Annotated in this window: 11 protein-coding genes; 5 read left to right on the forward strand and 6 right to left on the reverse strand. The window is 68.9% G+C overall.

What is annotated here, in order from left to right; translation table 11 throughout:
- Nucleotides 1–10 precede the first annotated feature (10 nt).
- Together BAY15_RS13505 and BAY15_RS13510 are read left to right on the forward strand one after the other, a co-directional pair.
- Nucleotides 11–271, forward strand: coding sequence for an exodeoxyribonuclease VII small subunit (locus BAY15_RS13505; protein WP_068853531.1), 261 nt, complete (start codon nucleotides 11–13; stop codon nucleotides 269–271).
- Nucleotides 261–1,139 carry a polyprenyl synthetase family protein gene (locus BAY15_RS13510; protein WP_068853533.1) on the forward strand — a complete coding sequence of 293 codons (879 nt, stop codon included), beginning with the start codon at nucleotides 261–263 and terminating at the stop codon, nucleotides 1,137–1,139. The genes BAY15_RS13505 and BAY15_RS13510 overlap by 11 nt, the downstream gene beginning before the upstream one ends.
- A gap of 341 nt (nucleotides 1,140–1,480) precedes the next feature.
- Here BAY15_RS13510 and BAY15_RS13515 read toward each other — a convergent pair whose 3' ends face one another.
- Nucleotides 1,481–1,864, reverse strand: a complete 384-nt coding sequence (locus BAY15_RS13515; protein WP_068853536.1) for a DUF4870 domain-containing protein — start codon at nucleotides 1,862–1,864, stop codon at nucleotides 1,481–1,483.
- Nucleotides 1,865–1,952: 88 nt separating this feature from the next.
- Nucleotides 1,953–3,320 carry a metalloprotease PmbA gene (gene pmbA, locus BAY15_RS13520; protein WP_068853538.1) on the reverse strand — a complete coding sequence of 456 codons (1,368 nt, stop codon included), beginning with the start codon at nucleotides 3,318–3,320 and terminating at the stop codon, nucleotides 1,953–1,955.
- 68 nt (nucleotides 3,321–3,388) lie between these two features.
- Here pmbA and yjgA point away from each other — a divergent pair, with 68 nt between their 5' ends.
- On the forward strand, nucleotides 3,389–3,982 hold the full coding sequence (yjgA, locus tag BAY15_RS13525; protein WP_068853539.1) for a ribosome biogenesis factor YjgA: 594 nt from the start codon (nucleotides 3,389–3,391) through the stop codon (nucleotides 3,980–3,982).
- A 31-nt stretch (nucleotides 3,983–4,013) separates the two neighbouring features.
- On the opposite strand, the gene tldD is transcribed toward yjgA, so the two are convergent.
- From tldD to BAY15_RS13545, 4 genes are all read right to left on the reverse strand, one after another.
- Nucleotides 4,014–5,459 carry a metalloprotease TldD gene (gene tldD, locus BAY15_RS13530; RefSeq protein WP_068853540.1) on the reverse strand — a complete coding sequence of 482 codons (1,446 nt, stop codon included), beginning with the start codon at nucleotides 5,457–5,459 and terminating at the stop codon, nucleotides 4,014–4,016.
- A gap of 71 nt (nucleotides 5,460–5,530) precedes the next feature.
- Complete coding sequence (locus BAY15_RS13535) at nucleotides 5,531–9,370, reverse strand: YhdP family protein (RefSeq protein WP_068854725.1); 3,840 nt, start codon at nucleotides 9,368–9,370, stop codon at nucleotides 5,531–5,533.
- Nucleotides 9,371–9,415: 45 nt separating this feature from the next.
- Complete coding sequence (gene rng, locus BAY15_RS13540) at nucleotides 9,416–10,903, reverse strand: ribonuclease G (protein ID WP_068853541.1); 1,488 nt, start codon at nucleotides 10,901–10,903, stop codon at nucleotides 9,416–9,418.
- On the reverse strand, nucleotides 10,896–11,477 hold the full coding sequence (locus BAY15_RS13545) for a Maf-like protein (protein WP_068853542.1): 582 nt from the start codon (nucleotides 11,475–11,477) through the stop codon (nucleotides 10,896–10,898). Before BAY15_RS13545 ends, rng begins: the two co-directional genes overlap by 8 nt.
- Before the next feature lie 130 nt (nucleotides 11,478–11,607).
- Here BAY15_RS13545 and BAY15_RS13550 point away from each other — a divergent pair, with 130 nt between their 5' ends.
- Complete coding sequence (locus tag BAY15_RS13550; RefSeq protein WP_068853543.1) at nucleotides 11,608–12,342, forward strand: SIMPL domain-containing protein; 735 nt, start codon at nucleotides 11,608–11,610, stop codon at nucleotides 12,340–12,342.
- Between the two features lie 202 nt (nucleotides 12,343–12,544).
- On the forward strand, nucleotides 12,545–13,201 hold the full coding sequence (locus BAY15_RS13555) for an energy transducer TonB (RefSeq protein WP_068853544.1): 657 nt from the start codon (nucleotides 12,545–12,547) through the stop codon (nucleotides 13,199–13,201).
- Nucleotides 13,202–13,340: the final 139 nt, after the last annotated feature.

The following is a 13,340-nucleotide window of genomic DNA, read 5'->3' on the forward strand; positions in this document are numbered from 1 at the left end:
CACTTGCCGCATGGCCAAGAAATCCCCCACTGACGCCTCCCCGGTCGCCCACTTCGAGCATTCGCTGGAAGAACTGGAGCAGCTGGTGGAGAAGATGGAAACCGGCGACATGAGCCTGGAGCAGTCGCTGAGCGCCTACGAGCGTGGCGTGGGCCTGTACCGCCAGTGCCAGCAGGCGCTGGAGCAGGCCGAGCTGCGCGTGCGCCTGCTCAGCGACCCGGCCCGCCCGGAAACCGCCGAGCCGTTCGACCCGCCCAGCCATGACGGTTGAGTCCACGTTCGCGCGTTGGCGCGACCGCATTGAAAGCCAGCTCGACGCCAGCCTCCCCCCGCCGGAACAGGCGCCCAAGCGCCTGCACCAGGCGATGCGCTATGCAGTGCTCGGTGGCGGCAAACGCATGCGCCCGCTGCTGGTGTACGCCAGCGGGCAGATCTTCGGTGCCGACGAACATGCGCTGGACGCACCGGCGATGGCGGTGGAGCTGATCCACGCCTATTCGCTGGTGCACGACGATCTGCCGGCGATGGACGACGACGCCCTGCGTCGCGGCCGCCCGACCACGCACATCGCCTTCGACGAAGCCACGGCGATCCTGGCCGGCGATGCGCTGCAGACGCGCGCGTTCGGGCTGCTGGCCGATGCGGCGTTGCCGGCACTGCTGCGGGTGCACTGCCTGCAGGCGTTGACCCACGCCTCGGGTGCGGCCGGCATGTGCGGCGGCCAGGCGTTGGATATCGATGCAACGGGCCACGCGCAGCCGCTGGCCGACCTGCAGCACATGCATGCATTGAAGACCGGCGCGCTGATCCGCGCGGCGGTCCGCATGGGCGCGCTGTGTGGCGATGCACCGCACGCGGACCTGCTGCAGCTGGACGATTTCGCCAACGCGCTGGGCCTGGCGTTCCAGGTGCGCGATGACATCCTGGACGTGGAAGCCAGTTCCGAACAGCTCGGCAAGACGGCGGGCAAGGACCAGGCGCAGGCCAAGTCCACGTTCCCGGCGTTGTTGGGAATGGACGGTGCCAAAGCCGAACTTGCGGCGCTGAGCGAGCGCATGCACAACAGCCTTGCCGGGTATGACGAACGCGCTGATGCGTTGCGTGCGCTTGGGCGGTTGGCGGTCGAGCGCAATCACTAAGGAACCGGCCTTCGGTCGGTGTTCGTCTGCTGCAGGCAAGAGCCCTGGTCTGCGAACGTATCTGCGCAGGGCCGGCGGGTGTGGGTTTGCGGGGGGCGCCGTGAATACGTCCGTGTAGGCTCTTGCGAAACATCCATGTTTCGCAAAGCCCCCGCAAACCCACCCCCGCCGGCCCTCTGACGGTTGGTTGGTGCGCACAGGCGATCAAAGGCAATTGAACCGCTTTTGCCTGAACAACCGATCCACTGTCGGGGGCAGGCGACGGCTTTTGCTTTCGCTCTTGCTCCAAACAAAAAACGCCCGGCAATGCCGGGCGTTTCTGCATTCCCGGAAAACAGGAATTATTTGATCAGGCGCAGGGTGAACGGATAACGGTAAGCCTCGCCGTTGTTCGCCTTCACCGCCGCAATGATGCAGAACACGAGGTTGAGGATGCCCACCAGCGGCGCCAGCAGGCCGCCGATGATCACGATCATCAGGATGAAGCAGATGATCATCGCCAGGGCGATGGTGATCTGGAAGTTCAGCGCTTCCTTGGCCTGGTCGGTGACGAACCCCTTGCTGGCGTCGTCCTTGCTGATCAGCCAGATGATCAACGGGCCGATGAACCAGGTGAAGATGCCCAGCAGGTGCGCGGCAAGCGCCATGGTGCGCTGGTCGCTGGGAACCGGGCCGGCGCTGGTCGGCGGCGGCGGCGGGGCGGTGATGTTGTCGAATTCGCTCACGTGAAACTCCTTGTCCAGTGTATGGGTGGTGCGTGGCAGGCTCCCCGCCTGCCGAGGCAGCGGGCACAGGATACGTCAATCGATGCCGTCAATCGTTACCGGCAACGGTCATCCGCCCGACCAGGATCGAGCCGACGTGTACGTGCGAGCGGCGGTCGATGTCGCTGCCCACCGCCTCGATCGCCGCGAACATCTCCTTGAGGTTGCCGGCGATGGTGATCCCGTCGACCGGGTACTGGATTTCGCCATTTTCCACCCGGAAGCCACCGGCCCCGCGCGAGTAGTCGCCGGTGACGCCGTTGACGCCCTGCCCCATCAGCTCGGTCACCAGCAGGCCGTTGCCCATCTGCCGCGCCATCGAGGCCAGATCGCCCGCGTTGGAATGCACCCGCAGGTTATGCACACCGCCGGCGTTGCCCGTGGTCACCAGGCCCAGCTTGCGCGCCGAATAGCTGCCCAGCACATAGCGCTGCAGCACCCCGCCTTCAATCAGCGACGAATCGCGGGTGGCCACGCCATCACCATCGAACGCGGTCGAACGCAGGCCACGGCGCAGCAGCGGCCGCTCCTCGATCGCGAACCAGTCCGGGAACAGCTGCGTGCCCACGCTGTCGAGCAGGAAGCTGGCACGGCGGTACAGCGCCCCGCCGGACACCGCACCCAGCAGGTGGCCGATCAGCGAGCGCGCGACTTCCGGCGAATACAGCACCGGCATCTGCGCGGTGGCCATCGAACGCGGGTTGAGCCGGGCCAGGGTGCGCTCGGCGGCGCGGCGACCGATCGACGCCGCATCTTCCAGGTCTTCGCGGGCCAGCGCGCTGCTGTACCAGCCGTCGCGCTGCATGCCGTCACCCTGCCCTGCGATCAGCGCACAGCCCACCGAATGATGGCTGCTGCGGTCACGGCCGATGAACCCGTGCGAGTTCGCATAGACCGACAGGCTGGTGGCGGTGGACGCCGATGCGCCGTCGGAGTTGCTGATCCGCAGGTCAGCCTCGCGCCCGGCCGCTTCGCAGGCCAGCGCCAGATCCACCGCCTGGTCAGCCTGCAGCGCCCACGGGTGCCAGCTGTCCAGGTCCGGGAACTCGCGCGCCATCAGTTCCGGGTCGGCCAGGCCGGCGGCCTCGTCGTCCTCGGTATGCCGGGCGATAGCGCAGGCCTGGGCCACCGTCGATTCCAGGCTGGCCGGCTGCAGGTCGGCGGTGCTGGCGCTGCCCTTGCGCTGGCCGAAGTACACCGTGACCGCGATTCCACGGTCGCGGGTGGATTCGACCGTCTCGACTTCGCCCAGGCGCACGTTCACATCCAGCCCGCGCTCCTCGCTGCAGCTGACTTCGGCCTGGGTGGCGCCCAGCGCCCGGGCCCGGGCCAGCAGCTGCTGGGAGATGTCGGCCAGCTGTTCCAGCCGCGGCAGGCTGTCGTCGGCGGCATGGGCTTCAGGGGAGATCACGTTCAATGCTTTATCCTGTACGGGTGAGTGCCTGGCGCAACGCCGGGCACAGTTCTGGATGTGGAAAGAAGACGATGCGCGGACGCGACGAAGAAACCGGTGAATTCCTTGATATCAGCCGCAGCCAGAACCGGCGCGACGCGCTGGACGTGCTGGCCCTGGGCGAGAAGCTGGTGTCGCTGACCCCGGCCCAGCTGGCCCGCGTGCCGGTGCCGGAAGACCTGCTGCCGCACATCGCCGAGGCCAAGCGGATCACCGCCCATATCGCCCACAAGCGCCAGCTGGCGTTCCTGGCCAAGCACATGCGCCGCGAGGACGATGCCACCCTGGACGCGATCCGCGATGCGCTGGACGCCAACAGCGATACCTCGCGCCGCGAAGTGGCCGCGCTGCACCGCGCCGAGGATTGGCGCGAGCGCCTGCTCAAGGACGGCGACACCGCGCTGAGCGCGCTGCTGGCCGAGTACCCGCAGGCCGACCGCCAGCAGCTGCGCACGCTGGTGCGCAATGCACAGGCCGAGCGCGCCAAGAACAAGCCGCCGCGTGCCTTCCGTGAAATCTACCAGGTGCTGCGCACCCTGCTGCTGCCGGCCGCGCTGGGCCTGGAAGCGACGGCGGCCGACACCGACGACGACGACATCGGCGACGCCGACAGCGCCGAAGACTGAGCCGGGCTGGCAGGACGGGCGCATCCGGCGGTCAGGCCTGGGTGCCGCCCACGGTGATGCCATCAATCAGCAGCGACGGCTGGCCCACGCCCACCGGCACGCTCTGGCCATCCTTGCCGCACACGCCCACGCCTTCGTCAAGGGCCAGGTCGTTGCCGATCATGCGCACCTTCTGCATGGTTTCCGGACCATTGCCGATCAGGGTCGCGCCCTTCACCGGCGCGGTGACCTTGCCATCTTCGATCAGGTAGGCCTCGGTGGCCGAGAACACGTACTTGCCGCTGGTGATGTCGACCTGGCCGCCACCGAAGTTCACCGCATACAGGCCACGCTTGACCGAACGGATCATTTCTTCCGGGTCATGCTGGCCGGCACGCATGTAAGTGTTGGTCATGCGCGGCATGGTCATGTGCGCGAACGATTCGCGGCGGCCGTTGCCGGTCGGGGCCACGCCCATCAGGCGTGCATTGAGCGAATCCTGCATGTAGCCGACCAGGATGCCGTCCTCGATCAACGTGGTGCACTGGGTCGGGTGGCCTTCGTCATCAATGTTGAGCGACCCGCGGCGACCGGCCAGGGTGCCGTCGTCGACGATGGTCACGCCCGGGGCGGCCACGCGCTCGCCAATACGGCCGGCGTACACGCTGGTGCCCTTGCGGTTGAAATCACCTTCCAGGCCATGGCCGACCGCCTCGTGCAGCAGCACGCCGGGCCAGCCCGGGCCGAGCACCACGGTCATCACCCCGGCCGGGGCCGGAATGGCGTCCAGGTTGACCAGCGCCTGGCGCAGCGCTTCGCGGGCGAAGGCTTCCGGGCGCCCGTCAGCGAACAGCTCCTCGTAGCTGTAGCGCCCGCCACCGCCGGAATAGCCCGATTCACGGCGGCCGTGCTGCTCCACGATCACCTGCACGTTCAGCCGCACCAACGGGCGGATGTCGCCGGCCAGCACGCCGTCGCTACGCGCGATCAGGATGGTATCCACGCCACCGGACAGGCTCACCATCACCTGCTGCACGCGCGGGTCGGCCGCACGCAGGAAACGGTCCAGGCGCTTGAGCACCTCCACCTTGGCTTCGTTGCCCATGCCATCGATCGGGTCCAGTGCGGGGTACAGCGCGCGTGCATTGCCGCGCACCAGCGACCGCGCTGGCTGCGCCCCGCCCTCGCGGGAAATCGCGCGCGCCGAGCGGGCCGCGCCCAGCAGCGCATCGCCATGGATGTCGTCGGAATAGGCAAACCCGGTCTTCTCGCCGGCAATGGCGCGCACGCCCACGCCCTGTTCGATGGAATGGGCGCCGTCTTTCACGATGCCGTCTTCCACGCTCCAGCTTTCGCGGCGGGCGTGCTGGAAGTACAGATCGCCAAAATCGATACCCGGCCCCAGCAGGGTGCCAAAGGTGCGTTCCAGGCCACCGGCATCCAGCCCGGCGGGCAGCAGCAGGCGGTCTTGGGCAAGGGTGAGTGCGTTGTCGGTCATGGTCTTGATCTGTGGGCGCGGGCCGATATCGCAAGCCGTGCGCGGGACATTGTGGGGGGTAACGGCCGGGATCAACGTGGCGGCGCGTCGTCGCGGTCGATCACTTCGACCTTGGGTTCGGCCCAGGGGCCGGTCACGCGGTAGGTCTTGGCACCGATCTCGCCCAGCGGCTTGGACAGCACCGCATTGGCGGCCGCGCCCACCGCCGCGCCGACCGGACCGCCGGCGACGGCGCCGACCACGGTAAGCAGGTTGCCGGCGCGCGGATTGACGTCGATGGTCTGGTCGAACTGCTGGCGGCGCAGGTCGGTGCGGCCGCGGATGCTGATGTTGGCGGCCGGGCCTTCGATCAGCACCTTGTCGGTGGTGGCCATGCCATCGGCGAACGCCAGCGTGCCCTCCACCTGATTGAAGGCGAAGCCCTTGGAGAAGAAATCGCGGAAATCGAACATCAACCGGCGCGGCAGCTGGGTCACGCTGAGCAGGCCCAGCACGCGGCCGGCGCCCGGCTCGAGCTCCAGCAGCTGGCCGTTGCGTGCGTGCACCTGCATCTGGCCCTGCAATGCGCCCAGCTGGAAGTCCGATGGACCGCCCTGCCAGCCGGCATCCAGGCTGATCTGGCCCTGCCCGCCGCGCAGCTGGCCGCCGTAGTCCAGGTTCTGCATCAGCCCGCCCAGGTCCTCACTGTCGACCTTGACCTGGAACTGGGTACGCGCCGCCTCACCCATGCCCAGCCAGCGGCCCTGGATGTCGATCACCTGCTTGGGCGCACGGAACTGCAGCTGGTCCACGCTCAGCCCGTTGCCGAACGGACGCGTGCGCAGCACGGCCTGGCCCAGCCGCGCCTTGCCGAACTGCAGGTCGTTGATGTCCAGCGACAGCGGCGGAATCTTTGCCGGGTTGGTGTCGTTGGCGCTGGCTTGCACCCGCGCCGGCAAGCTGGCGTCGGCCGGCAGGATGATCGGCGCGCCATCGGCCGGGGCTTTCACGGGGGTGGGCAGCGACTGCCAGTGCACCCGGTCCAGCTTGCCGACGATGGCCGCGCCGTCGGCATTGGGCACGCTCAGATCGCCCGACAGCGACGGGCCGTCCAGGCGCACGTCCACGCCGGTGGGAGTCGGACGCAGCTGCAGGCGCGTCTGCGCGAACACGCCGCCAGCCAGCAGCAACTGCCCGACCTGCACATCCACCTGGCGCAACGGCATCGGGTCTGCACCGGGCGTCCCGCCCGGCGAACGCGCCAGCGCGATCCAGTCCAGGGCATCCAGCGAGCCGCTGCGGCCGTTGACGACCAGCCCGCTGGCGGGCGGGTCGCGGTCAACGGTGGCGCTGCCCAGCGTGACCTGCACGCCCGTCTTGTTGTCGTGGGTGCGCGCGGCCAGGGCCAGGCGTTCGCCGAAGGCGACGTCCACCCGCCCGGCGCCCATCGGCAGCTGCGCCTTCACGGCCGTGGCCAGGGGCACCTCGGCTGGCTTGTCCAGCGGTGCCGGCAGGTCCAGCCGGGTGCCGACCAGGTCCGAGTGCAGGGTGAGCAGGGTCGGCGGCGCGGTCTTGCCGCCCGGCGCCAGCTTGGGCAGCGTCACCCCGATCGTCCAGCGCGACGTCCCCTCGATGTAAGGCTTGAGCCAGCCCAGCTCGGGCGCACGGTCCAGCAGCTGGCCGGCATCCATCCGCGCGGCCAGCTCGGCTTCGAACGCATGCTGCGGGTCACGCGCATAACCGCCGGCGCGCAGGCTGAGCTGGCCGTCCTGGCCCAGGTGGCGCACGGCCAGTGCCTCGGCACCGAACCCGTCCTGGCTGTACCTGGCCTGGCCGCGCATCGCCTCGAAGGTCAGGTCGAAGCGTTTGTCCGACAGCGTGGCGCCGTCCAGATCCACCGTGCCCTGCAGGTGCCCGCCGCCCTCGGCGTGGTGCAGCGGCTGCAGCAGGTCGAAGGTCACCGCCGCCGGGCCCTTGGCCGCCAGGTTGTCCAGCGAATCGGCATAGGTCCTGTGCAGCGGGCTCTGCTTGAGCATCGCCAGCAGCGCGCCGGCGTCGCTGCGGCTGGCCGCCTTGACGTACAGCTGGGAGGCGCCGAAATCGGCAATGCCCGCATCGAAGTGGTCCACCGCCACGCCGGCCAGGTCGCCACGGCCGTGCAGCTCGAAGCCCGGGCCGATGAAGGCGATATCGCCTTCGACCTTGTCCATGGTCGGCCAGTCACGCTGGAAGCGGATGTTGCCGTTGTCGATGCGGCCGGTCGCCTCGAAGCGACCATTGTGGTCCTTGAACGGCCAGTCTTCCAGGTCGCCGGTCACCAGGCCGATACCCCCGCGGATATGGCCCCCCACCAGCGCCGCATCCAGCCAGTCGGTGGCCGCTTTGCTCATCTTGGAATGGATCCAGAAGCGCTTGGCCGCGGTCATCGGCACGTCGTCGAGCTTGGCCGCCAGCTGCATCCACGGGCGCGTGCCATTGCCCTGGAACCACATCGTGCCGCGCACGTCGGCGGCGTAATCGGTGCCCTGCACGCGCAGCGCCGGGGTGCCGATGCGCCAGCCGCCGCCTTCATCGCGCCAACCCACCATGCTGCCGGCCAGGCGCACGTCATGGCGCACGCCGAACCCGGTGGGCCAGTCGAAATGCATCACCCGGGTCGGCTGAAGGTCGAGCCGGAAGCCGTTGGCATCGCCCTCGAAATGGCCGCCCACCCCACCCAGGCCGGGTGCGTGCCCGGCGGCGGCGAACTGGATCTCTTCCAGCTCGCCTTCAAAACCCAGCGGCCCGTCGCGCTCGCCGGCGAACCGCACGCGGCTCATGCGCACCTTCGGCGCCGCGTCGTGCAGCCAACGGCGCAGCCCGGCATCGATCCGATCGGTCAACGCCAGCCCGCGCAGCAGCGCGGTGGCATCGATGTTGTCGCCGGCCAGCGCCATGTGCTGGCCGCCGGCCACCAACAGCCCATCCAGCGTTTCGGTGCGTCCTTCCAGGCCGATCCGCAGGCGCGGTGCATCGGCACGCCAGCCGCCCCGCACCCAACGCCAGCGCGCGCGCAGCTGCAAGGTATCGAGCTTCAGTTGCGGACGCCCGCCATCGGCCAGGCGCGCACCGCGCAGCTGTACGCCAGCCAGGTCGGCATCGGTGGTGATCATCACCGGACGGCGGTCGCGCAGGTCCACCCAGGCATTCAACGTGCCGGTACCCTGCTGCAGGGCCACGCCGCCGAACTGCAGCAGCGACGACCACGCACGGAAGTCGGCCGGGTCGGCGGCCAGCCAGGCCTGCCCGTTGCCGTGGGCACGGTCGAAATCCACCACGGCCGTCAGCGGGGCGCCCTTGAGATCGGCCCACGCGCGCGCGCCCACCGCCAGCCGCTGCCCGTTCACCCGCAGCCGCAGGTCGATGCGCGGCAGTTCGGTCTGTACGTTCAACGACGGCGCATCCACCCGCAGCCGGCCGCCGATGACCTGCAGTTCGCCCAGCCGGCGCAGGGTATCCAGCGGATCGCCGCCGGCCTTGGGTTGCGGCAGCCCCTGCACCGACCAGCGGCCATCGGGCGCACGCTGCAGCACCAGCGCCAGGCCGCGCAGGCGCAGCTCGGTCAGCGAACGGCCGGGCAGCAGCCCTGAATACATCGAGACCTGCACTTCAGCCTCGCCGATGCGCAGTCCCTCGCCTTCACCGATGCGCAGGCCCTTCAACGCCAGCACCGGGCCGCGCCGGGTCCAGCGCGTCTGCAGCTGGTCGAAACGCACCGGCTGGCCGGCACGCGCACTCAACCACCCGGCCACCTTGTCCGGGTGCCGTTCGGCCAGCGGCAGCACCTGGCTGAGGCTGCCCACCAGCACCGCCACACAGACCAGTACGATCGCCATGGCATAGACAGCATGGCGGCGAATCCTTCGCAGTCGCAGGCGCAGCGGCGCGCTCATCGGGTCCCGCAGGCGCCGGCGCACCACTGCGCGGGCCGGCTCAGGTCACAGCAGCACGACATCGAACTGCTCCTGCAGGTACTGCTCGTCGGCCTGGAAGCGGATCGACTTGCCGAGGAATTCCTCCAGTTCGGCCACCGCCGAGGATTCCTCATCGGTGATCCGCGCCACGACCTTGGACGAGGCGATCACCAGCAGGCGCGCGGCATCGAACTGGCGCACGGCCCGGGTGATCTCACGGAAGATTTCGTAGGTGACCGTTTCCGCGGTCTTGATCGACCCGCGCCCGCTGCATTCCGGGCACGGCTCGGACAGCTGGCGCTCCAGGCTTTCCACGGTGCGCTTGCGGGTCATTTCCACCAGCCCCAGCGGCGAGAACTCATACACCGTGGTCTTGGCATGGTCGCGCGCCAGCGCCTTCTCCAGCGTGCGCAGCACCTGGCGGCGGTGCTCGGCGTCATCCATGTCGATGAAGTCGATGATGATGATCCCGCCGAGGTTGCGCAGGCGCAGCTGGCGCGCCACCGACTGCGCGGCCTCGAGGTTGGTGCGGAACACCGTTTCCTCCAGGTTGCGCTGGCCCAGGAACGAGCCGGTGTTGACGTCGATGGTGGTCATCGCCTCGGTCTGGTCGATCACCAGGTAGCCGCCGGATTTGAGCGGCACCTGCTTGTCCAGCGCGCGGCCGATCTCATCCTCCACCCCGAACATGTCGAAGATCGGGCGGTCGCCGCTGTACAGCTCCAGCTTCTCGGCCAGCACCGGCATGTACTTGGCCACGAAGGCCTGCAGCTGGGTGAAGGTCTCCTTGGAGTCCACCTTCACCTTGTCCACGTCCTTGCGGATCAGATCGCGCACCGAACGCAGCGGCAGGCTCAGGTCTTCATAGATCACGCTACACGGGGCCGCCTCGCGGCCACGGCGCTCGACCACGTTCCAGACCCGTGACAGGTAGGCGATGTCTTCGGCAATCGCCTCGGCCGGCTGGCCTTCGGCGTTGGTACGCACGATGTAGCCGTAACCCCCGTGCTGGGCCGACAGCTCGGTGACCAGCGTCTTGAGCCGGGCACGCTCGGCCTCGTCCTCGATCCGCGCCGATACCCCGACCACTTTGGACTGCGGCAGCAGCACCATGTAACGCGAGGGAATGCTGATCTGGGTGGTCAGGCGCGCGCCCTTGGTGCCGATCGGGTCCTTGACCACCTGCACCACGATGTCCTGGCCGTCGCGCAGCAGCTCCACGATCGGCACCGACGACGGCGGCGGCAGCGTGGTGCCCTCGGTATCGGGGCTGGCCACCGGGGCCGGCCGTACCACGTCGTTGGCGTGCAGGAACGCGGCGCGCTCCAGCCCGACCTCGACGAAGGCCGCCTGCATGCCGGGCATCACCCGCTGCACCTTGCCCTTGTAGATGTTGCCCACCACCCCGCGGCGCCAGCCCCGTTCGATGTGCAGCTCCTGCAGCATGCCGTTTTCGATGACGGCCACGCGGGTCTCGCGTGGGGTGACGTTGACCAGGATTTCTTCAGACACCGGCGACTCCCTTCGATTCAAATGCCTGCAGCAACTGCTCGGTCTGTTGCAGGGGCAAGCCCATGACACCCGAATAGCTTCCCGCCAGGTGGCGGATGTAACGCTCGGCCCCGCCCTGGATGGCGTAGGCCCCGGCCTTGCCCATCGGCTCGCCGCTGGCCACGTAGGCGGCAATGGCCGCCTCGTCCAGCGCGATGAAGCTCACCTCCGACACGACCATCACCGCCTGCTCGGCGCCGGCGGCGACCAGCGCCGCGGCGGTCATCACCTGGTGGGTGCGGCCGGACAAGCGGCGCAGCATGGCGGCGGCATCGGCAGCATCGACCGGCTTGCCGAACACCTCACCGTCCAGCACCACTTCGGTGTCCGCGCCGAGCACCAGCGCGTCGGGGTCGTGGGCCACCTGCGCCAAGCCGGCACGGGCCTTGTCGATGGCCACGCGCTGCACGTAGTCCTGGGCGGTTTCCCCGGCGGCCCGTACTTCGGGCACATCCAGGTCCAGCGCGCGGAACGGTCGGTCCAGGCGCGCCAGCAGTTGGGTTCGTCGGGGCGAACGAGAGGCGAGATAAAGCATCGCGGAAGCATAACCTGCGGGCCCTGTCTGAATCGCGAGCAACGCCTCCGAATCGTCATCAACCCCGATAAACCTCACCAGACGTTCATCGCTCCGACACCAACCTCAACGCCTTCACATGGAGATGCATATGCGCCGCCCGACCCTGTCCCCGCTGCTGCTTGCCCTGTCCCTTGCCCTGGGAACCTCGATGACCGCCCACGCCCAGACCCCGCCTGCCATCGCCGTCCCCGCCGACAGCACCCTGCTCAACATCTCGGCCAACGCCGAAGCCCGCCGCGTGCCCGACGTGGCCACGCTGTCGGCCGGCGTGGTCACCCAGGCCACCGATGGCAACACGGCCATGCGCCAGAACGCCGAACAGATGGTCAAGGTGCTGGCCGCGATCAAGGCCGCCGGCATCGCCGAGCGCGACGTGCAGACCAGCGGGGTCAACCTCAGCCCGCAGTACCGCTACGCCGAAAATGAAGCGCCGAAGATCACCGGGTACCAGGCCAGCAATACCGTCAGCCTGAAGGTGCGCGACATCGCCAAGCTGGGCAAGGTACTCGACGCGCTGGCCGCACAGGGCGCCAACCAGATCAACGGCCCGCAGTTCGAGATCGACCAGCCCGAACCGGTCTATGACGAAGCCCGCCTGGCCGCACTGAAGAAGGCCCAGGCCCGCGCCGAGACGTACGCCAAGTCGCTGGGCCTGCGCGTGCGCCGTATCGTCAGCATCTCCGAAAGCGGCGGCGGCAACTTCCGGCCGGTGATGATGCGCGCCGCAGCCGCGCCGATGGCTGCCGATGTTTCCACCCCGGTTTCGCCGGGCGAATCGACGGTGTCGGTCAACCTGGACGTGGTGTTCGACCTGGGTCGGTAAGCCCGCCCAGTGTTCGACCTGGGCCGGTGAGCCCGCCCGGTAGCAGCGGACCGTTGGTCCGCTGTGTTCCTGACCGGCAGCCAAACACCCACGCCACCCCTGCCTTCCGGCCCGCGCCGGGCTGCGGTATTGCTGTCATTGCGGGGCCCCGGCCCCTGCACGTTGATGTTCCCGCACGCACATCTGGCAAGGAGAGTGGAGCATGGTCCGTACGCATCCCCCGGTGGTCCCGCTGCAAATCGACGTCCCGCGCGTGCTTGGCTGGAGTACCGCGCTGGCCCTGCACCTGCTCGCCCTGATGCTGCTGCTGATTCCCGCCGCCTATGTGGCCGCCCCGCTGCCACGCGAACGCACGGTGGTGAACCTGATCACCCCGCCGGTGCCGCAACCGGAGCCGCCGCTGCCGATCCCCCCGCAGGAACCGGTGCCGGTGCGTGCGCCGACCACCACCCCGCGCGTGGCCCCGCTGCCGCTGCCCACCGCCAGCGCAGACGACGTACTGGCCGTGCCGCCTCTGGCCGCCAGCGACGTACAGACGCCGACCCTGGCGCCGGTCGAGCCGACGCCGGCGGCCTCCGGTGACGGCGCGCAGCTGCAGTACCGCACCGCACCGCCGCCGAGCTACCCCATCGCCGCCATCCGGGCCGGGGAGCAGGGGACGGTCACCCTGCGGGTGCAGGTCGACGCCGACGGCAAGCCGACCTCCGTCTCCATCGAACGCAGCAGTGGTTCGCGGGCGCTGGACCATGCTGCGCGGCAGCAGGTGCTGCGCAACTGGCGCTTCGTGCCGGCCCAGGTCAACGGGCAGGCCGTGCCGGCCGTGGGTCTGGTCCCGGTGAGCTTCTCGCTGCCGCAGTAACGTCAGGGATGCGGGGTCCCGAACCCGGGGCCCCGCACTTCTTTGACCGCCGTCACCAATTGCGCGAATTAAGCAATTTTTCACGTTTACGTCACCTGTTGGAAACCTAGATTGGCGCCGACGCGTCAATCCGTTGACG

Source organism: Stenotrophomonas rhizophila (genome assembly GCF_001704155.1).
GTDB lineage: Bacteria > Pseudomonadota > Gammaproteobacteria > Xanthomonadales > Xanthomonadaceae > Stenotrophomonas > Stenotrophomonas rhizophila_A.